Below are 19,240 nucleotides of genomic sequence, written 5' to 3' on the forward strand. Positions count from 1 at the left end.
GCGGGAGGCGGTGCCGACGAACGTCGCGCAAACCCCTGCCGCACGCGACGGCCGATATTGAGGATCAAAGCGAAGTGCCTGCCGTCCCGAAAGAACCGCCGCAAACATTCGTCTCGCTGATGTTGTCGTCTCTGCGCAAGGCCTTCTTCAGCATTGCGCTTGCGAGTGCTGGTATCAACGTGCTGGCGCTGACCGGCTCCTTCTTCATGCTGCAGGTCTACGACCGGGTTATTCCCAGCCGCAGCCTGCCGACGCTATCGGGACTCGTCATCATCGTCGCAACCCTGTTCCTCTTCCAGGGAGTGTTGGAACTGCTGCGTTCGATGCTGCTTGCGCGCATCGGCACGTCGCTGGATGAGCGGTTGAACCGAAAGGTCTTCCGCTCGCTTCTGTTCCTGCCGACTCAAAGGCAGACATCGGATGACGGGTTGCAATCGGTTCGCGATCTCGAGCAGATCCGCTCGTTTCTGTCCGGCAGCGGCTCGACGGCGCTTTTCGACCTGCCTTGGATGCCTTTCTACCTGATCCTCTGCTTCCTGTTCCACGTCTGGATCGGCGTCACGGCCCTATGCGGCGCCATCCTGCTCGTCGGCATAACCTTGCTCGCGGAAATATTGTCGCGACGGCCGGCCTTGGAGGCCGCCAAGTCCTCCGCCCTGCGTCTCGGCTTTGCCCAGGCGGCACGGCGGAACTGGGAGGCGGCGATATCAATGGGTTTTGCCGGCCGGCTGACCGAGAAATGGGTTGTCATGAATGACGATTACCTGAAGCATCAGGCGGCTGCCGGCTCCATCGTCGGAGCGCTGACGATCGCGGCAAAGATGGCGCGCATGATGCTTCAATCCGCGGTGCTGGCGGTCGGCGCGATCCTTGTCATCCGTCAGGAGGCGACGGGCGGTATCATCATCGCGAGCTCGATCCTGGTTACGCGGGCGCTGGCACCCGTCGAGCTTGCGATCGGTCAATGGAAGGGTTTCGTTGCCGCGCGCCAGGGCTGGACGCGGCTTGCGACGCTCCTCGATGTCGCACCTGCCGAGCAGCATGCTCTCACCCTGCCGGCACCGGCGCGCGAACTCAGCGTCGAGAATATCAGCGTTGCCTCTCCGGGCGGCCGCGATCTCATCCTGCGCAACGTCTCGTTCAAAGTACCGGCGGGAACGGTGCTGGGCGTCATCGGTCCGAGTGCATCGGGCAAGTCTTCGCTGGCGCGCGCGATCACGGGTCTCTGGCCGGCTGCGATCGGCACCATCAGGCTCGACAAGGCAGCGCTATCGCAATGGGAGCCGAACGAACTTGGCCGGCATATCGGCTATCTGCCGCAGGATGTCGCTCTCTTCGACGGCTCGATTGCGGACAACATTTCCCGTTTCGATAAGAATATGGAGCCCGAGCCGGTCATCTCAGCTGCGAAGGCTGCCGGCGTCTACGACATGATCGTCAAGCTTCCCGATGGATTCGATACGGTGATCGGCGAGGGCGGCTCACGGCTTTCGGCCGGCCAGAGGCAGCGCATCGCATTGGCGCGCGCGCTTTACGGGGATCCATTCCTGGTGGTCCTGGACGAGCCGAATTCTAACCTGGATGCCGAAGGAGAGACGGGCCTGACCGCCGCGCTGACGGGCGTGCGGGAGCGGGGCGGCATCGCCATCGTCATCGCTCACAGGCCGAGTGCGCTTGCCGCCGCCGACAAGGTGATGATCGTTGCCGGCGGCCAGATGCAGGCATTCGGGCCGAAGAAGGAGATCCTCGGCGCCCCGCCCAAGCAGGTCGGGACGGCAGCCCTTGCGATTGCTGGCGGAGAAGTATGAGGATGAACGACACCCCATCACCTTCAACCGAACGCGCCATCCGCCGTCTGTCGCTGCTCGTGGTGGCCGCCATCCTGCTATTGTTCGGCGTCATGGGCGGCCTTGCGGCCGCAACGAAGATTTCCGGCGCGGTGATTGCTTCCGGAAGCCTGGTCGTAGACAGCTACGTGAAGCCGGTGAAGCATCTGAAGGGCGGTATCGCGAGCGCAATCTTCGTGAAGAACGGCGATCATGTCGGTGCAGGCCAGGTGCTCCTGCGGCTAGACGACACGCAAACCAGAGCCAATCTCGCCATCATCCGCAAGCGCCTCAGCGAACTGTCCGCGCGCACGGCGCGTCTGGTCGCCGAGCGCGACGGCAAGGATGAGATCGCCTTTCCGGCCGATCTGCTCACTGCCGCCGACAACGAGGATGTCGGGGCCATTCTGGACGGTGAGCGGCGGCTTTTTCGAGACCGGGAGGCTTCACGCGAGGGCCAGAAATCGCAGCTGCGCGAACGAATTCAGCAGCTGAAGCAGGAGATCGAGGGGCTTACGGCGCAGGAGCAGGGCAAGCGGAGCGAGATTGCGCTGATCGGCAAGGAGCTTGGCAGCCTCGAGGGGCTGCTCAACCAGGGCATCATTTCGGCGACGAAGGTCTATTCTCTGCAGCGGGAAAGCGCCTCGCTGAACGGCGATCTCGGCAATCTCGTATCGTCGATTGCCCAGACCAGGGGCAAGATCGCGGAAACCGAACTGCAGATCCTTCAGATCGATGCCGATCAGAGCTCGCAGGTCTCCGATCAATTGCGCCAGGCGGAGAGTGATACCGGCCAGTTTTCGGAACGCCTGGTCGCCGCCGAGGACGATCTGAAGCGGATCGACATCAGGGCGCCGCAGGCGGGCATCGTCGATCAGCTGGGCATCCATGCCGAAGGCGCGGTCATCTCGCCGGCCGAAGCGATCCTGCAGATCGTCCCCGACAAGGATGCGCTCGTGGCCGAGCTGAAGCTCGCGCCGCAGGATATCGATCAGATCGCTGTCGGGCAGCCGGTCTCATTGCGATTTCCCGCCTTCAATCAGCGGATTACGCCGGAGCTGAACGGGCATGTGGAGACGGTCTCGGCGGATCTGGCGATCGATCAGCGTTCGGGCCAGAGCTATTATATCGTGCGGGCAAGGGCGCCGAAACAGGAATGGGACCGGCTGGGGAAACTGACGCCGCTGCCCGGCATGCCGGTGGAGGCTTTCATGCAGACAGGCCAAAGAAGCATTCTGGCCTATCTGACGAAGCCGATGACCGATCAGATCCGGCGGGCATTCAAGGAGGATTAGGGTGCCGCCGTGAGGCACCCTTGATTTTCTCAGATATGCCAATCCGACGTATGGGCTGTTTGGGCCGAGGCGGCGAGTTGCGCTGCATGGTCGTCCAGCGAATAGGCCTTGATGTAGTCGATCTTCATTTCGGATCCGTGCTGGAGCCCGTCCGACGGCGTGCCCGCCAGGCCTCCGACGGCGAGATCGACAAGCATATACATCGGACCATGCATATCGGCGGGCGTGGCGGCATGGGCGACGGCGACGTCGTCGAAATACCAGGTGATCTGATCCTTGTCCCAGAGCACGCCGTAATTGTGGAAGCCGTCGGTGCTCGGCACTTCCACTGGAATGGACGTCATCGTGTGCTCGCCGGTGGCATTCGAATGAACCGTGACGTTGACCGTATTCGGGTTCTGGCCGCGCATTTCCGCCACGTCGAGTTCCGGCGGCCAGGAGCCATCCTCCGGCAGCAGCCAGAAGGCCGGCCAGACGCCCTGGTCATGCGGCATCTCGGCGCGCATTTCGAAATACCCGTAGGTCTGGGAGAAGGAGGAATGGGTGGTCAGTACGCCGGACGTGTAGTTATGGTTCTCGGTGATTGTCTTCAATGCGTCGGGCGTCGGTTTCGCGGTGATGGTGAGAACACCGTCGGATGAAATTGAAAACGGATTTGCCGATGCCGTCGGCGCATAGGACGGGTTGATGTACCATTGCAGCTCGTCGTTCAGGCTGCTGCCCTTGTCCGGTGCCCAGGAATATTTCGCGTCCCAGGTGCCCTGTGTTCCCTCGTGCAGCGAGAGCGCGTTGAAATCGTCTGAAAAGGTTTGCGTCAGCAAGGATCTGTCCAATCCGAGCTGGAACTGATTTTCGTGCAGATCGGCAACCGTCTTGTTGGCGAAGACCAGGCTTTCGCCGTTACCGAGATCGAGATGCAGGTTGGCGCCATCCTGGCTGGTATGGCTGACGACCTGATCGAAGGAAGTCAGACCGTATTGGTTGAGGCGCACCTTGTCGTCAGCGCTGAAGTCGGTAATGAGATCGCTGCCGTTGCCCTTGGTGACGATGAAGGTATCGGCACCGCCGCCGCCTGTCAGCACGTCGTTGCCGGCGCCGCCGTCGATGGTCTGGCTGCCGCTGCCGCCTGTGATGATGTTGTCGGCGCTATTGCCATAGGCATGGCGGTTGTTGCCGGTCACCGTGAGATTTTCGAAATTGTCCGGCAGGGTGTAGTCCATCCAGGTGTTGATGGTATCGACACCGGCATTGGGCGCCTCGTAGGCGTGGTTGATGCTTGAATAGAGATAGTAGATATCGTCGCCGGTGCCACCCATCATCGTCACGTTGACGGTGTTGTCACCCCACATGGAATCATTTCCGGCGGTGCCGTGGAGCGTAGGGCCGGAGCCGGTGGCCGAAAAGAAACCCGTCGACGTATCGCTGTAGTAAAGCGGCTGTCCTAGGGCATTCAGAACCGAATTGGGCATCGCAAACCTCTTCCTTTGTGCCGGGCTGTCTCCTCCACAGACCTGATATTATATTCCTCCACGCTCATGTGCCTCAGATAGCGTGCTTTGTTTTTTCGCCCAGCCCCGCGCGACAAGTTTTTCGGCGATATGAGTGAAATGGCTGGGCATCGCGCATTTTGGATCACCCGGGACGGGCAGCCCCTACAAGCAGGGAAGAGATTTTCGGTTTTGCGACCAACGAGAGATCGTCGTTTCTTTTAATCTATCAATTTTGTGGACAATATTCGCATTATCGAAAGCGTGCCCGACGTTCGGAAAGGAATAAGAATGAGCGCCCCTAAACTCGTCGGCATCGCCGGCAGCTTCAATCGGCCATCAAAGACCTACGCGCTGGTTCGGACCGTCGCCGGTCTGGCGAGCGACCGATATGGGTTTGCCAGCAAGGTCTACGACCTGCACGATGTCGGTCCCTCGCTCGGCGCAGCGCAATGGCGCAAGGATCTTGACGATCAAGCCAAGAGCGTCATCGACGATATCGTCTCGTCGGATGCGCTGATCATCGGTTCGCCGACCTTCAAGGGATCCTATCCGGGGCTCTTCAAGCATCTCATCGACCTTATCGATCCTCATGAACTGCGCGCCAAGCCGATCATCATCACGGCGACGGGCGGAGGCGACCGGCATGCGCTGATGGTGGAGCACCAACTACGGCCGCTCTTCGGCTTCTTCATGGCCCATACGCTGCCGACTGCGGTCTATGCCTCGGATCGCGATTTCACCGATTACAAGGTTTCCTCGGAGCCGCTCGCCAACCGGATCAATGAAGTCGTCGGCGAGCTTGCCGCCTTCTTTCCGCATCCGGTGAGGGTGCTTGTTGCCGCGGAATAGTGCCTGAAAGGCGGTTCGATCTGCAAGCGCTAAGCCTGGAATTCAACGAGATGGAGGGTTGCATGAGATCTAGTATCATCAGTCGCCTGAAGACGATTTTCGGCTTCTTTCCGTTGGATAGAAAGAGGGATGGGCTTGTGCCCGTACAAGGGGCGCCGACCGCAAGCTACGACCGGGAGCCTTCCGCCCGCGAGTATGAGCTCTATTATTGGTGCTCCACGCCGGCGCCCTGGTATTGAAGGGACACGCCCTTGGTTTCGTGTCGCGGATTGCGGTTCTCGCTGAAATCGGCTGGGAGGGTATCATGAGCAGAGTGCTGATCATGCCCGGATTGTTCGGATCGGGCGAGGGGCATTGGCAACGCTATTGGCTGCAGGATCATCCTGATGTTCGGCTCGTGGAGCAGGACGATTGGGACCATCCCAATCTCGGCAATTGGATGGAAAGCCTCGAGGCGGCGCTGGAAGAGGCCGGCGAAGCCTATATCGTTGCCCATAGCCTGGGCTGCCTGCTGACCGCGAGATTGCCCGGTCGCCCGGCTGCGCGAAGGGTCAAAGGAGCACTTCTCGTCGCCCCTTGCGATATTCCCGTAACCGAGACGCTTCACGCCGGCCATCTTTCCTTCGGCACGATGCCGACGGAGGCGCTGCCTTTCCCTAGTATCACGATCGGCAGCCTTAACGACATCTATATGAGGCTCGACCGCCTGACCATGTTCGGCCGGCTCTGGAATTCCGATGTCCGCAACATCGGCCTTGCCGGGCACATCAATATCGCCAGCGGGTTTGGACGATGGCCAAGCGGCTACGGGTTTCTGGAAATGCTGAAGGCGCGCACAAAGCATCGCCGGCGGCAAGGACTTCCGCTTGCAATCACGGCGCTCCCTTGAAAGAGGGGCTTCCCATGAGAGTCATTCGACGCCATTGTGCGGTCGACTTTTTGACAGTTTCCTCTGCTCGCAATCCAAGGCATGCGACGAGGATCACATTTTGGAGGTAGGGTAATGAGCTTGCGTATCAACGATATTGCTCCCGATTTCACCGCAGAGACGACGCAAGGGGAAATTCACTTCCACGACTGGATCGGCAGCGGTTGGGCCGTTCTGTTCTCCCACCCGAAGAACTTCACGCCCGTCTGCACGACCGAACTCGGAGCGATGGCAGGCCTGGAGCGGGAATTCGCCAAGCGCGGCGTCAAGGTCATCGGCATTTCCGTCGATCCGGTCGAAAGTCATGAAAAGTGGAAGAGCGATATCAAGACGGCGACCGGCTTCGAGGTCGAATATCCGCTGATCGGCGACAAGGACCTCAAGGTCGCCAAGCTCTATGACATGTTGCCGGCCGGTGCCGGCGAAAGCTCCGAGGGGCGCACGCCCGCCGACAACGCCACTGTTCGCTCGGTCTTCGTCATCGGCCCGGACAAGAAGATCAAATTGATCCTTACCTACCCGATGACGACCGGGCGCAATTTCGGCGAAATTCTCCGCGCCATCGACTCCATCCAGCTGACCGCCAAGCACCAGGTCGCGACGCCGGCAAACTGGCAGCAGGGCGAAGATGTCATCATCACCGCCGCCGTTTCCAACGAGGACGCCATCAGCCGGTTCGGCGCGTTCGATACGGTATTGCCCTATCTGCGCAAGACCCGGCAGCCGACTGCCTAAGTCGGCACGTTGGCGCGACTACCAATCGATGCGATGCGACCTCGGGGGCCGCATCGCCTTTTCATAGCCTGACATTCTCGCGCAGGAACTCCAGGAGCGCCCGCACCCGCGCCGGCAGGGGGCCACCCTGGCCGATATAGACGGCGTAGAATTCCTCGACATCGCCCGGGTTGAGCTCTTCCAACACCGGAAGCAGCCGGCCGGCATCAAGATCGGCCTTGACGGTGAAGGCGGCGAGGCGCGCAATCCCGGCGCCCGCAAGCGCAAGGTGGCGCATGGCTTCGCCGTCGCCAACCAGCAGGCTGCGCGTCGCCGGAAGTGTCATCATTTGGCTGCCGAACCGAAGGGACCAGTCTTCGATCGCCCGCGAATAGGAAAAGCCGATGCGGCAGTGCCTTTCAAGCTCTGCGGGTGAGCGCGGCACACCGTGCCGCCGTAGATAATCCGGCGATGCAACGATCATCTTACGCGTCGCGCCGAGCTTGCGGGCGGTGAGGCTGGAACTCTTCAGCGGGCCGGCGCGGATTGCGACATCTGCCCGCTCTTCCATCAGATCCACGATCCGATCGGTATGAAAGACCTCGAGCGAGACATCAGGATATAGCGCCATGAAGGCGGGAACGAGTGGAGCGAGCACATGATTGCCGAAGGAGCCGCTGGTGTTGATGCGGATATGCCCCGCAACCTGCTCGCCTGCCGAAGCATGGCGTTCGGCCTCGCCAATATCGGCGAGGATCGTCACGCTGCGCTCATAGAAGCCGCAACCCTCGGGCGTCAGCTGCAGGCGCCTCGTCGAGCGATTGATGAGACGCGCGCCGAGACGCTTCTCTAGCCTCGCGACGAGTTTGCTCACGGCTGAAGGGGTCATGCCGCAGGCCTTAGCGGCGGCGGTGAAGCCGCCGAGCTCGACGGCGCGGACGAAGACCTCCATTTCACCGGAACGATTGATATCCTGACGGCTCATGATGAATTGAAATCACAAATCAGTTTCTTTCCGGCAATCTATATCATCACTGTCGAAGCGTCTATCTATGAGGGGAACCAAAGGAGACAGACGATGGATTACAGAAATCTTGGTGCTTCCGGCTTGAGAGTGCCCGTGCTCAGTTTCGGAGCCGGCACATTTGCCGGCAGCGGGCCGCTCTTCAGTGCCTGGGGTTCGACGGACGCGGCGGAGGCGCGGCGTCTCGTCGATATCTGCCTCGAGGCGGGCGTCAATCTCTTCGACACCGCCGATGTCTATTCGGCCGGCGCCTCCGAAGAGGTGCTCGGTCAGGCGATCCGGGGCCGGCGCGATGCCGTGTTGATTTCGACCAAGACTGCACTGCCGATGGGGGATGGACCGGGTGATTGGGGCGCTTCGCGTTCCCGGTTGATCAAATCGGTCGACGCTGCGTTGCATCGTCTCGGCACTGACTATATCGACCTGCTGCAGTTGCACGCCTTCGATGCCTCGACGCCCATCGAGGAGACGCTTTCCACCCTTGACGGTCTCGTGAAGGCGGGCAAGATCCGCTATATCGGCGCTTCGAATTTTGCCGGCTGGGAGCTGATGAAATCACTTTCCGTCTCCGACAGGCATTCATATGCGCGCCATGTCGCCCATCAGGTCTACTATTCGCTTGCAGGCCGCGACTATGAATGGGAGCTGATGCCGCTCGGCGCGGATCAGAATGTCGGCGCGCTGGTCTGGAGCCCGCTCGCGTGGGGCAGGCTCACGGGCAAGATCCGCCGTGGTCAGCCGCTGCCGGAGAAAAGCCGCCTGCACGAAACAGCATCCTTCGGGCCGCCGGTCGATGACGAAAAGCTGTTCGATATCGTCGATGCTCTGGATGAGATCGCTGCCGAAACCGGCAAGAGCGTGCCGCAGATCGCAATCAACTGGTTGCTGAGCCGGCCGACCGTTGCGAGCGTCATCATCGGCGCGCGCAACGAAGAGCAGCTGCGACAAAATCTCGGTGCGGTCGGCTGGGCGCTTTCCAAGCAGCAAATCGAAAAGCTGGACCGGGTCAGCGCCGTGGCCGCGCCCTATCCCTATTTCCCATATCGACGGCAGGAGGGCTTTGCCAGGCTCAATCCGCCGCTGGTCTGACTGGCAGCCCTTGTGCTTGCCCGAGACTGGGACAAGGAAAAAGCTGGCGGCGAAGAACAATCTCTCTTCGCCGCCAAACTATATTTTACCGGCCGCCTTCGATATTGCGATGACGCTGGTTCCTGCCGCTCTCGCCATAGGGATAGGCGGCGGGTTGCGGTGCGCTGATCTCGTTCAGCCTGTCCATCTCCGCCTCCGACAGCTTCAGCTCGCCGGCGCCGAGATTGTCTGCAAGCTGCTCCCGCGTGCGGGCACCGAGGATGACGGAGGTCACCGCCGGCCGCGCCGCCGTCCAGGCCAGTGCGACCTGCGCCATGGTGACGCCGCGTGCCTTGGCGATCTCTTCCACGGCAGCGATGATTGCCCAGGTCCGCTCCTGCGCGTTGCGCGGTGCATAGGATTCGCTGCCGCGATTGGGGTTCTCGCCAAGCCGGGTAGCACCGGTCGGCGCCTCGTCGCGCCTGTATTTGCCGGTCAGCCAGCCCCCGCCCAGCGGTGACCAGGGCAGCATGCCCATGCCGGCATCCAGGCATGCGTCGACGATCTCAAGCTCGATATCGCGTACGAGCAGATTATATTGCGGCTGCAGCGTGACCGGCCGCGTGTATCCGTGCGCCTTGGCGATCTCGACGGCCTTGGCGATGTGCCAGCCGACATAGTTGGAGAAGCCGTAATAGCCGATCTTGCCGGCGCGCACCGCATCGTCGAGAAAGCGCAGCGTCTCCTCGATCGGGGTCAAGGCATCCCAGGCATGCATCTGATAGAGATCGATGTGGTCGATGCCGAGACGGCGCAGCGAGTCGTCCAGAGCCTGCCCGAGGTGCCGGCGCGAGAGGCCGATGTCGTTCGGGCCGTTGCCCATCGGAAAACGGCCCTTGGTGGCGACGACGGCTTGCCGTGCCTCGGTCGGACGCGCCTTGAGCCAGCGCCCGATGATCTCTTCCGACTTGCCGGCGCTATAGACGTCGGCGGTGTCGATGAAATTTCCGCCCCAGGCGAAGTAATCGTCCAGCAGTTTGTGCGATGCGGCTTCGTCCGCTTCCGCGCCGAAAGTCATGGTGCCAAGGCAGTAGGCGGTTACGACGGCCCCGCTTGGGCCGAGCTTGCGATAATCCATTCCTGTCTCCTCTGACGGAGCGACGGCACCCGATTCGCAAAAGCGAGCGGCAGAGCCGGGGGCTCCGATATCCATAGCGATGTCGTGGTTGAGACGGCCTCCACCGTCGATGACGTATGGCGCCCGACACTCCAGCGTCGAGGCCACAGCAATACAATAGCCAATCATCCCATGATAACCAAGCGCATTCATTGCCTGGACGACTTGGCTTGCGTAAAATTCTCCGTGATGATTCCTCTTTCGCCGAATGTCTTCCTTCATGGATGAAACGCCGACAAGCCGCATGCTCTCCTGGGCGCGCAACTCCACGATCTATCGCCTCGAACGCCGGATGATGACCGAGAAGCAGCTGTTCGATGCGATCGCCAGAAAGGCGAAACAGAAATTCGAGGGTATCAGTGATGCGCAGATCAAAGCGCTTGCCGATTTTGCCGTCAAATTCGCCTATGAGCTGAAAGTACTCGATGATGTCGTTTACGCCGAAATCAGTACGCGCTCCGCAGCTCGCTCCGGCAAATCGAAGAAAGCCATCGCCTTCAAGCTCGCGTCCAAGGGGATACATAGTGAAACGGTCGTCGCCGCAGTGGAGGAGGTCGACGATCTCCACGCGGCGGTGATCTTTGCCAGAAAGCGCGGCTTCGGGCCCTTTCGGCGCGGTGATCTGGATGAGAAGCGCAAGTCAAAGGAATTGTCCGCCTTCGCCCGCAACGGCTTCAGCTTTGCGGTCGGCAAGAAGGTTTTCGATATGGAGCGTCAGGACGCCGAAGAGGTGCTGCAGTCGACCTCTGCATTCTGAGGCCTGACACTCATTGAAATAGCCGGGGTCACCGGCTAGCTTGCCGCGCTTGAGAGCAGCGTGCACGGGGAAGTTTGTGAGATCAGCTATTCGATTGTCCGCGATGGCGTTATGCATCGCTTTTCTGCCCATGCCCGCCTATGCCGATTGGCAGCCTGTCGAGATCATCAAGACCTATGCAATTACTGGAACGTCCGGCGCCGAACTTTATGATTCGATCGGCGAGCGGGGTCCGTTGCTCGGCCCCAAGGTGCGGGCGATCGCCCATACCGATTTCAAGCTCACCTGGACCCGCAAATACGAGCCGCAGCCGGATGGCGCCTGCATGATCACCGTCAACATTCCCAAGGTGATCATCACCTACACATTGCCGAAACCCTCGGCACAACTGCCGGCCTCGACGCGCAGAAGCTGGCAGAAGTTCATTGCCGGCGTCGAGGCGCATGAGCGGGTGCATGGTGGGTTCATCAAGGATATGGTCAAGGAAATCGAGACCATGAGCGTCGGCTTCTCCGTGCCCGACGACCCGAAATGCAGCAGGATTCGCGTGGAGTTGACGAAGCGGCTTGGCGAGATTTCCAAGAAAGAGCGGCAGCGCAACGTCGACTTCGACAAGGTCGAATTCAGCGACGGCGGCAATCTCCAGCAACTCGTTCTGAAACTGGTGAGGGAAGAATAGGCGGCGACAGAGATATCGAAGCTCGCAACGCTATTGTCGTCTCCGCCGCTTGCCCCGATATCGACCTTTCGCCATTGTCACGCCCGGGGCGGAAGAGGTTGTGCAAGGCGATATGAAAACACCCAGGAGAATCGGTATTCTTGAGGTTGCGCGGCTGGCCGGCGTTTCCGCTACGACGGTTTCCCGCGTCCTCAACGGTCATGCCGATAGCCGCATCAGCCTGGAGACACAGGAACGCGTCAGGGCGACGGCAAACAGTGTCGGTTATGTCGTCAACCGGCTGGCGACATCGCTCAGAACGCACAGAACCGGTGTGTTCGGTGCCATCGTCAACAGTCTTTCGGGTCACTATCAGCCGCATCTGACAAGCCGCCTTCAGGCGGCGGCTCAGCGGCGAGGGGTGGAACTGCTGGTCGCGCAGGCGAAGGCGGAGGCTGGCGAGGTCGCCGGCCAGCTACGCCTGTTCCAGGAGGATTTCTTCGACGGCGTGATCATGGTCAGCGATCTCCCCGGTCAGCAGGCCCTTTGCGATCATCTGGATCGCATGGGCAAGGCGCATGTGACGCTCGGCGCGGGGTTGACCGGTCCGCTGCCTGCAGTCGTGACGGACGATCGTCATGGCATGACCCTGCTGTTCGACCATCTGACGGGATTGGGACACCGCCGCATCTCCTTCGTCTACCGCGTGAGCCGCAGCGCGCTTCGTGATCGCCTGTCGATCTTTCAGGACGTGGTTGGCGGCAGCGCGGGTGCCATCGTCGGCGATGTCATCTCCTTCGAGAGGAGTGATAGCGATCGTGACGCGTTCAAGAGCATCCTGGCTTCGCCCATGACGCATCCGACGGCCCTCATCTGTGGGAGCGATGGCCTTGCGATCGAGGTCGTTGCATTTCTGCGCGACATCGGGCTGCGGATTCCCGCCGATATATCCGTTGTAGGCTATGACAACGTGCCCGACACAGCCTATTGGGCGCCGCCGCTTACGACAGTGGCACAACCGACGGATTCGCTGTGCGAAGCCTCGCTTGACCTTCTGGTTGAGCTGTCGAATCTTCCACTGGAAGCACGCATTACAAAGCGCCCGATGCGCTTCGTGCCGCCTGAACTTGTCATACGTGCGTCATCGTGCTCCCCTAGTTTGCGGCCATTCTCCCTTGCGTAGTTGAAACGGCAGTTTTGAGCGCAAGTGGTCCTTTCTTATTTGCGCAAACGTTTGTGCAAGCCCTTAACAGGAGAGCGTGCCGATGTCCGATACCCTGCTCACCGGCCTCAATATGGCCATTACCCGCCGCACGACGCTTCTCATGGGAGCGGCGGCAGGACTCTCCGTCTTCGTGCCGGCACTGTCTGCTTCCGCTGGGGATGGCGATGACAAAAGGCCCGAGCTTCGCATCGCGGTTCAGCAGAATCCGGTATCGCAGGAGCCTGTCGATGCGGCCAGCAACGTCGCCTTCCGCAACAATTATTCCATTCACGAGACGGTTCTTGCTCTCGACATGCGCGGCGACTTCTCGGTGAAGCCCAATCTTGGGGTATCCTGGACCTGGGTCTCGCCGACCATTTTGGAAATGAAGCTGCGTCCGGGGGTGATCTTCCACGACGGCCGCGAGATGACGGCCGAGGATGTCGCCTTCTCTTTCGGCCCCGAGCGGCTCCTGAACAAGGATGCGCCGGGCTACCCCGTCTATCGCACCAATTTCACCAGCCTCGATCATGTCGAGGTGGTCGATCCGCTGACGGTTCGCTTCATCACGAAATTCCAGGATCCGATCTTCCTGCAGCGCCTGGCATCCTATGCCGCCGTCGTCATCAGCAAGGACGCATGGCAGAAGAACGGCGGCAACTGGACCACATGGCGCCAGAAGCCGGTCGGCGCCGGCCCCTACAAGGTCGAGAGCTATGCGACCAATGAAAATGTGATCCTCGCGTCGCATGATCAGGCATATCGCGGCAAGCCGGCCGCCAAGCGCGTGACATTGCGCATCGTCCCGGAAGTCTCCTCGCGCATCGCCGGACTGCTCGCCGGCGACTACGACATCGCGACGGACCTGCCGCCGGATCAGCTTGCGGTCGTGACCGCCAGCACAGGCCATGAGATCGTCGGCGGTCCGGTTCCCAATCACCGCATCCTGTTTTTCGACAAGAACAATCCGGTGCTCAAGGACCCGCGCGTACGCCAGGCACTCATTCTCGCTATCGACCGTCAGGCGATCGTCGATACGATCTGGAACGGCCGCACCAGAGTGCCGAACGGCCTGCAGTTCGAACTCTACGGTCCCGTCTATCTCAAGGACTATCCGGCTTACAAGTACGATCCGGATCAGGCGATGCAGCTCCTGAAGGATGCCGGCTATAACGGCGAAGAAATCGAGATTCGCTCGCAGAACAATTATTATACGGCGGAAAATCCCGTCACGCAGGCCGTCGTCGCCATGTGGCAGGCCGTCGGCGTCAACGCCAAGATGAAGTTCGTCGAAAGCGGCAAGCTGTTCGAAAACTCGTCGACCCGAGCCACTGGCAACTGGTCGAGCACCGGGCAGATCCCCGACCCCTATATTTCCTTCTTCACGCAATTCAGCTCGGCCGGCTCGTTGAACTCGTTCAAGATCTGGCAGAATGCGGATTTCGACGCCCTGGGCGTGAAGATGGAGCAGGCCGTCGATCCGGCCGAACGTGCCAAGATCTTCCGCGACATGCTGCATCTGATCGAGTGGCAGGATCCGGGTGTTACTGTCCTGCACCAGAATGCCGTCTTCTTCGGTATCCGCAAAGGCATCAAGTGGCAGCCGCTGCCGGCCTTCCAGATGGATCTCGGTGCCGGCAGCCTTGCCTTCGAAGAGCAGAAGAGCTGAGCATCGTCGCGATGGCAACGCCCATTCTTTCGGTCGACAATCTGAGTGTCTCGTTCAGAACGGGCGCGGGCCGGGTTCATCCGATCAACAATGTCTCCTTTGATCTTGCCGAGGGTGAAATCCTCGGCATCGTTGGGGAGAGCGGGTCGGGCAAGAGCATGACTTGTCTTGCCCTTGCCGGCCTCTTGGGTCCGACGGCGAGTGCCACCGGCTATATTTCCTTCGAAGATGCCATGTACGATGCTGCGGAGCTTAGCGGGATGGCGCGCGCAAAGCTGCCGCCCATCGGCCTGATCTTTCAGGAGCCCGTCTCCTGTCTCGATCCGGTCCGCACGATCGGCTCCCAGATCGCCGAAGCGGCTGTCAGCGCCGGCCTGTCGGCAAGCGAAGCCAGGGCCGAGGCCCTGCGGCTGCTGGCGGAGGTCGCTATTCCGCAGCCGGAGACGCGTTACAACGCCTATCCCGCGCAATTTTCCGGTGGCATGTGCCAGCGCGTGATGATTGCCATGGCGCTTGCCATGCAGCCGCGGCTGATCATTGCCGACGAGCCGACCACCGCGCTTGACGTCACCGTTCAGGCGCAGGTCGTGGCATTGCTGGTCAAGGCGGTGCGCGAGCGCGGCATCCCGATGATCTTCATCAGCCACGATCTCGATCTGGTTTCCGAGGTCTGCGACCGTATCGCGGTCATGTATGCGGGCTCGCTGGTCGAGATCAACCGGACAGACGATCTCTACGACAATCCGCGCCATCCCTATACGCGGTTGCTGCTGGAGGCGATGCCGGGCCGCGGCAAGCCGCTCGAAAAGCTCGCCGATATTCCAGGCGAGCTGAAGCTGCACGATGCCAAGCCTTTGGCCTGCGCCTTCGCGCCACGTTGCCCGCGGGCAGAAACCCATTGCGCGACGGCCGTTCCGCCGCTGATCGCCGGCAGGGCTTCGCTTGCCTGCTTCAATCCATGGAGCTCCCATGACGCTTGAGAAACCAATCCCATCGAATGGGGATGAAGCCGGCCTCGCGCTTGCCGCCCGCAATCTGCAATTTTCCTATTCGCCCGGCTTCTCCCTCCGGCCTGGGCGAGCCCAGGGATTTCACGCGATCAAGGATGTGAGCCTGGAATTGAAGCCCGGCGAGACGCTGGGTCTGGTCGGGGAGTCCGGTTGCGGCAAATCCACGCTCGCCTCCCTTCTCTGCGGTGACCGGATGCCGACATCAGGCGCCATCGAATTGTTCGGCCAATCCTTTGACGACTTAATGAAGCCGAACCGGCGCGGGCTGGCCAGGCATTTGCAGGTGATTTCACAGGATACGCTGGGCGCGCTCGATCCGCGGCGCAGCGTCGGCCACCAGATGCTGGAGACACTGGCGATCCACCGCATCGGTCATCCGTCGAGCCGGTCCGACCGCGCCGCCGAGACCTTCAAGGCCGTCAGCCTGCCGGTCTCCGCGCTGCAGAAGTTCCCGCATCAGCTTTCGGGCGGCCAGCGCCAGCGCGTGGCCATCGCGCGTGCTCTAATCGTCGAGCCGAAGATCCTGCTCTGCGACGAGCCGGTCTCTGCACTCGATGTTTCGGTGCAGGCTCAGGTTCTCAATCTCCTGCTCGATCTGCAGCGCGCCCGCGGCCTGTCGCTGCTCTTCATCAGCCACGACGTGCGGGTGGTCCGCCATGTCTCGCATCGCGTAGCGATCATGGAGGCTGGGCAGATCGTCGAGACCGGCCCGACCGAGGAGGTCTTCGCAAACCCAGCTCATCCCTACACGGCAAAGCTTCTGTCTGCCGTTCCGCGCGGACGTCGCCACAAGATGCGGCAGGCAGCCGCCGTTCTCGAAACGCTCTGAAGGAACGGGCCATGCTTCAATCCATTCTGCGTGCGCTCTTCAGGGCCCTCGTCACGCTCTTCTTGGCGATCACCTTTACCTTCATCATCCTGCGTATCAGCGGCGATCCCCTGCATTCGCTGTTGCCCGTCGAGACGCCGCCGGAAGTGGTGGCGCTGATGCGGCAGCAATGGGGTCTCGATCAACCGCTCTACATCCAGTATTTCTCCTATCTCGGCCATCTGTTGCGCGGGGATTTCGGCACGTCGCTGCTGAACGGGCAGGATGCCTTGACGCTGGTCCTTTCTAAGGTGCCGGCGACGCTGGAGTTGATGGGCGCGGCGCTGATATTGGCTTTTGGCGCCGGCGTGCCGCTTGGCATTCTGGCCGCGCGCAATCGCGGGGGTCTGATCGACCGTTTCGTGATGATGCTGGCGGTGCTGATGCATTCCCTGCCGAATTTCCTCATCGCAATCCTGCTTATTCAGTTGTTCGCCGTGTCGCTGCGGCTGCTGCCGAGCGGCGGCGGATCGACGGCGGCGCATCTGGTCATGCCTGTTCTGGTGATCGGTCTTTACAATGCCGGCATCATCGCCCGCTTCGTTCGTTCGAGCGTGCTGGAAGTGCTGGGCCAGCGCTATATCCTGGCCGCCCGCGCCAAGCGGATCGGCGAGAGCGCGGTGCTCTGGCAGCATGTCATGCCGAATGCGGCCCTGCCGCTCCTGACCATGCTCGGCTTTCTCGTCGGCGGCATGATCGGCGGCGCGGCTGTTGTCGAGACCGTCTATGCCTGGCCCGGCGTCGGCCGCTTTCTCGTTTCGTCGGTGGCGCAGCGCGACCTCAACATCGTGCAGACCATCGTCATCCTCATCACGGCGACGATGGTGAGCGCCAATCTCCTCATCGATTGTCTCTACATTCTCGCCGATCCGCGCCTGCGGCATCGGGCATCGGCCTGATCGGCCACTTCGAAAGGTCATCATCATGACGAACGCCGCGACCGGCGCCGATGCGCTCCCCAAGATCAAGTCCGCGAAAGCGTCGCGCAGCCCGCGTCTCGATCTCACGACGGCGGTTTGCGCGATCGTGCTTGTCACGTTCATTCTGGTTGCGATCTTTGCCAATGTGCTTGCGCCCTATGGCTTTGCGCAGATCGATCTCCATGCCCGCAAGGCGCCGCCGCTCCTGTTCGGCGGCACATTCAAGCACGTTCTCGGCACGGACGAGCTTGGTCGCGATATTCTGAGCCGGGTCTTCTATGGCGTGCGGACCAGCCTGCTGATCGCGCTCGGCGCCTCAGTGATCAGCCTGACGCTCGGAACGACGCTTGGACTGCTCGCAGCGTTTCGCCGCGGCTTTGCCGACATGCTGATCCGGGTGGCGGTGGACTTCCAGGCGTCGATGCCGTTTCTGATCATCGCGCTCGCCGTTCTCGCCTTCTTCGGCGACAACCTCTGGCTTTTCATGGCGCTGCTCGGCCTCTACGGCTGGGAGCGTTACGCCCGGCTGGTTCGCACCATGGCCGGCCTGGAACTGGAGCGGGGCTATGTTGCGGCCCTGAAGCGCAATGGCGCCGGCACGCCACGCATCGCCTTCCTGCATGTCTTGCCGAACATTCTCTCGGTGGTTCTCGTCAATCTCACAGTGATCCTGCCCGAAATCCTGATGCAGGAATCGGCGCTGAGCTTCCTGGGCCTCGGTATCCAGCCGCCGCTCGTCAGCCTCGGCAGCATGGTCGGCGCAGGGCGTGATTACATCATGACCGAATGGTGGATTTCGACGCTGCCGGGCATCGTGATCTTCCTGCTGTCGCTGTCGATCAGCCTGATCGGCGACTATCTGCGCGACGCCTTCGACCCGACGCTGCACTAAGCTTTTGCTGAAAACATTCGATAATTCAAGGAGACTTCCATTGCCTTTGCCTCTTCATGCCGCTCGTCACGGCCTGCTGCGCATCGCAGCCCATCGCGGCTTCAGCCGACATTTCCCGGAAAATACCATCCTTGCCTTCCAGCAAGGGGTGGACGCCGGCGCCAACGAATCCGAGATCGATCTGATGCTGACGCGCGACGACAAGATCGTCGTGATGCACGACAAGACGCTGGATCGCACCACGAGCGGTCGAGGCTTCGTCGCCGATCATGATCTCGACCATATTCTGACGCTCGATGCGGGCGCGAAATTCGACGCGCGTTTTGCCGGTGCGCGCGCGCCGGCGTTCGCCGAGGTGGTCTCCTGGGCGAAGCGGACGGACACGCGCCTCGCCATCGAGATGAAGGAGCAGGAGCGGCCCGACAGGCTGGCCGACATCATGATCGGGACGCTGAGGGACATGGATGCCTTCGAGCACGTCGCCATCTCCTCCTTCGATCACCTCGATCTGCGGCGGGTGAAGGAGATCGAGCCCCGCCTGCAGATGGAAGCGATCCTTCATCATCGTCCGGTCGATATCGTCGCTTCCATGCGATCAGGCGGGATAGATGGCGTGTCGCTGGAGCTCAATCGCTTTCATCGAGCCGATGCCGAGGCTCTGCAGGAAGCTGGGATCGCTGTGCGACTGAGCCTGCCGCTACCGGAAAAACTCGCCGTTTTCTGGCAAGGCGGCAGAGACCTGCTTCCCATGATCCGGCATTGCGTCAAGGACGGCATTATCGACGCCCTGATCGGCGACGACGTGGATTTCCTGTGCATGCTGGCGAGAAGCGCAGCCGGAATCGAGGAGTAACGGGCATTCCCGTGGCTACGTTGTTGCCATGAGGGCCG

At 61.2% G+C, this 19,240-nt stretch carries 19 protein-coding genes; 16 read left to right on the forward strand and 3 right to left on the reverse strand.

What is annotated here, in order from left to right:
* Nucleotides 1-74 precede the first annotated feature (74 nt).
* Together FHT29_RS07600 and FHT29_RS07605 are read left to right on the forward strand one after the other, a co-directional pair.
* On the forward strand, nt 75-1,808 hold the full coding sequence (locus FHT29_RS07600; RefSeq protein ID WP_168599488.1) for a type I secretion system permease/ATPase: 1,734 nt from the start codon (nt 75-77) through the stop codon (nt 1,806-1,808).
* Nucleotides 1,809-1,810: 2 nt separating this feature from the next.
* Nucleotides 1,811-3,121, forward strand: a complete 1,311-nt coding sequence (locus FHT29_RS07605) for an HlyD family type I secretion periplasmic adaptor subunit (protein WP_168599489.1) — start codon at nt 1,811-1,813, stop codon at nt 3,119-3,121.
* Nucleotides 3,122-3,150: 29 nt separating this feature from the next.
* Here FHT29_RS07605 and FHT29_RS07610 read toward each other — a convergent pair whose 3' ends face one another.
* Nucleotides 3,151-4,590, reverse strand: a complete 1,440-nt coding sequence (locus FHT29_RS07610) for a family 16 glycosylhydrolase (RefSeq protein WP_037192379.1) — start codon at nt 4,588-4,590, stop codon at nt 3,151-3,153.
* A gap of 309 nt (nt 4,591-4,899) precedes the next feature.
* Here FHT29_RS07610 and msuE point away from each other — a divergent pair, with 309 nt between their 5' ends.
* From msuE to FHT29_RS07630, 4 genes are all read left to right on the forward strand, one after another.
* A complete protein-coding gene (gene msuE / locus FHT29_RS07615; RefSeq protein ID WP_037192376.1) occupies nt 4,900-5,460 on the forward strand; it encodes an FMN reductase in 561 nt (186 codons plus the stop codon).
* 62 nt (nt 5,461-5,522) lie between these two features.
* Nucleotides 5,523-5,699, forward strand: a complete 177-nt coding sequence (locus tag FHT29_RS07620; RefSeq protein ID WP_234903847.1) for a hypothetical protein — start codon at nt 5,523-5,525, stop codon at nt 5,697-5,699.
* 65 nt (nt 5,700-5,764) lie between these two features.
* Entirely contained in the window at nt 5,765-6,349 is a 585-nt protein-coding gene (locus FHT29_RS07625) for an alpha/beta hydrolase (protein WP_168599490.1), read from the forward strand.
* 114 nt (nt 6,350-6,463) lie between these two features.
* The gene (locus tag FHT29_RS07630; protein WP_168599491.1) at nt 6,464-7,123 is read left to right on the forward strand and encodes a peroxiredoxin; all 660 of its coding nucleotides are present in this window, start codon (nt 6,464-6,466) and stop codon (nt 7,121-7,123) included.
* A 61-nt stretch (nt 7,124-7,184) separates the two neighbouring features.
* On the opposite strand, the gene FHT29_RS07635 is transcribed toward FHT29_RS07630, so the two are convergent.
* Nucleotides 7,185-8,087 (reverse strand): LysR family transcriptional regulator, encoded by a 903-nt coding sequence (locus FHT29_RS07635; RefSeq protein WP_168599492.1) that lies wholly within the window; start codon nt 8,085-8,087, stop codon nt 7,185-7,187.
* Nucleotides 8,088-8,180: 93 nt separating this feature from the next.
* Between FHT29_RS07635 and FHT29_RS07640 the strand changes: the two genes are divergently transcribed.
* Nucleotides 8,181-9,215, forward strand: coding sequence for an aldo/keto reductase (locus tag FHT29_RS07640; RefSeq protein WP_168599493.1), 1,035 nt, complete (start codon nt 8,181-8,183; stop codon nt 9,213-9,215).
* A gap of 85 nt (nt 9,216-9,300) precedes the next feature.
* Here the strand turns inward: FHT29_RS07640 and FHT29_RS07645 are convergent, their stop codons facing one another.
* Nucleotides 9,301-10,332, reverse strand: a complete 1,032-nt coding sequence (locus FHT29_RS07645) for an aldo/keto reductase (RefSeq protein WP_168599494.1) — start codon at nt 10,330-10,332, stop codon at nt 9,301-9,303.
* Nucleotides 10,333-10,591: 259 nt separating this feature from the next.
* Between FHT29_RS07645 and recX the strand changes: the two genes are divergently transcribed.
* The 9 genes from recX (at nt 10,592) to FHT29_RS07690 (ending at nt 19,202) form a co-directional block, all read left to right on the forward strand.
* A complete protein-coding gene (recX, locus tag FHT29_RS07650; protein ID WP_047555017.1) occupies nt 10,592-11,128 on the forward strand; it encodes a recombination regulator RecX in 537 nt (178 codons plus the stop codon).
* A 103-nt stretch (nt 11,129-11,231) separates the two neighbouring features.
* Complete coding sequence (locus tag FHT29_RS07655) at nt 11,232-11,807, forward strand: DUF922 domain-containing protein (protein WP_047554703.1); 576 nt, start codon at nt 11,232-11,234, stop codon at nt 11,805-11,807.
* Between the two features lie 112 nt (nt 11,808-11,919).
* Nucleotides 11,920-12,969 carry a LacI family DNA-binding transcriptional regulator gene (locus tag FHT29_RS07660; RefSeq protein WP_168597334.1) on the forward strand — a complete coding sequence of 350 codons (1,050 nt, stop codon included), beginning with the start codon at nt 11,920-11,922 and terminating at the stop codon, nt 12,967-12,969.
* 82 nt (nt 12,970-13,051) lie between these two features.
* Entirely contained in the window at nt 13,052-14,659 is a 1,608-nt protein-coding gene (locus tag FHT29_RS07665; RefSeq protein ID WP_168599495.1) for an ABC transporter substrate-binding protein, read from the forward strand.
* An 11-nt stretch (nt 14,660-14,670) separates the two neighbouring features.
* A complete protein-coding gene (locus FHT29_RS07670; RefSeq protein ID WP_168599496.1) occupies nt 14,671-15,639 on the forward strand; it encodes an ABC transporter ATP-binding protein in 969 nt (322 codons plus the stop codon).
* On the forward strand, nt 15,629-16,498 hold the full coding sequence (locus FHT29_RS07675; RefSeq protein ID WP_168599497.1) for an ATP-binding cassette domain-containing protein: 870 nt from the start codon (nt 15,629-15,631) through the stop codon (nt 16,496-16,498). Before FHT29_RS07670 ends, FHT29_RS07675 begins: the two co-directional genes overlap by 11 nt.
* Nucleotides 16,499-16,509: 11 nt before the next feature.
* Entirely contained in the window at nt 16,510-17,436 is a 927-nt protein-coding gene (locus FHT29_RS07680) for an ABC transporter permease (RefSeq protein WP_047638468.1), read from the forward strand.
* A gap of 25 nt (nt 17,437-17,461) precedes the next feature.
* Entirely contained in the window at nt 17,462-18,349 is an 888-nt protein-coding gene (locus tag FHT29_RS07685) for an ABC transporter permease (protein WP_168599498.1), read from the forward strand.
* 40 nt (nt 18,350-18,389) lie between these two features.
* Complete coding sequence (locus tag FHT29_RS07690; protein ID WP_168599499.1) at nt 18,390-19,202, forward strand: glycerophosphodiester phosphodiesterase family protein; 813 nt, start codon at nt 18,390-18,392, stop codon at nt 19,200-19,202.
* The last annotated feature ends 38 nt before the right edge of the window (nt 19,203-19,240 follow it).

This window comes from Rhizobium sp. SG741, from assembly GCF_012275435.1.
In the GTDB taxonomy this organism is placed as follows: Bacteria; Pseudomonadota; Alphaproteobacteria; order Rhizobiales; family Rhizobiaceae; genus Rhizobium; species Rhizobium lusitanum.

Bases quoted from the DNA above. Each gene is read 5' to 3' on its own strand.
- FHT29_RS07610 (WP_037192379.1), bottom strand. From the start codon at position 4,590: ATGCCCAATTCGGTTCTGAATGCCCTAGGACAGCCGCTTTACTACAGC.
- FHT29_RS07655 (WP_047554703.1), top strand. From the start codon at position 11,232: ATGGCGTTATGCATCGCTTTTCTGCCCATGCCCGCCTATGCCGATTGG.
- FHT29_RS07620 (WP_234903847.1), top strand. From the start codon at position 5,523: ATGAGATCTAGTATCATCAGTCGCCTGAAGACGATTTTCGGCTTCTTT.
- FHT29_RS07605 (WP_168599489.1), top strand. From the start codon at position 1,811: ATGAACGACACCCCATCACCTTCAACCGAACGCGCCATCCGCCGTCTG.
- FHT29_RS07665 (WP_168599495.1), top strand. From the start codon at position 13,052: ATGTCCGATACCCTGCTCACCGGCCTCAATATGGCCATTACCCGCCGC.
- FHT29_RS07680 (WP_047638468.1), top strand. From the start codon at position 16,510: ATGCTTCAATCCATTCTGCGTGCGCTCTTCAGGGCCCTCGTCACGCTC.
- FHT29_RS07675 (WP_168599497.1), top strand. From the start codon at position 15,629: ATGACGCTTGAGAAACCAATCCCATCGAATGGGGATGAAGCCGGCCTC.
- FHT29_RS07685 (WP_168599498.1), top strand. From the start codon at position 17,462: ATGACGAACGCCGCGACCGGCGCCGATGCGCTCCCCAAGATCAAGTCC.
- FHT29_RS07645 (WP_168599494.1), bottom strand. From the start codon at position 10,332: ATGGATTATCGCAAGCTCGGCCCAAGCGGGGCCGTCGTAACCGCCTAC.
- FHT29_RS07640 (WP_168599493.1), top strand. From the start codon at position 8,181: ATGGATTACAGAAATCTTGGTGCTTCCGGCTTGAGAGTGCCCGTGCTC.
- FHT29_RS07635 (WP_168599492.1), bottom strand. From the start codon at position 8,087: ATGAGCCGTCAGGATATCAATCGTTCCGGTGAAATGGAGGTCTTCGTC.
- recX (WP_047555017.1), top strand. From the start codon at position 10,592: ATGGATGAAACGCCGACAAGCCGCATGCTCTCCTGGGCGCGCAACTCC.
- FHT29_RS07625 (WP_168599490.1), top strand. From the start codon at position 5,765: ATGAGCAGAGTGCTGATCATGCCCGGATTGTTCGGATCGGGCGAGGGG.
- msuE (WP_037192376.1), top strand. From the start codon at position 4,900: ATGAGCGCCCCTAAACTCGTCGGCATCGCCGGCAGCTTCAATCGGCCA.
- FHT29_RS07670 (WP_168599496.1), top strand. From the start codon at position 14,671: ATGGCAACGCCCATTCTTTCGGTCGACAATCTGAGTGTCTCGTTCAGA.
- FHT29_RS07630 (WP_168599491.1), top strand. From the start codon at position 6,464: ATGAGCTTGCGTATCAACGATATTGCTCCCGATTTCACCGCAGAGACG.
- FHT29_RS07660 (WP_168597334.1), top strand. From the start codon at position 11,920: ATGAAAACACCCAGGAGAATCGGTATTCTTGAGGTTGCGCGGCTGGCC.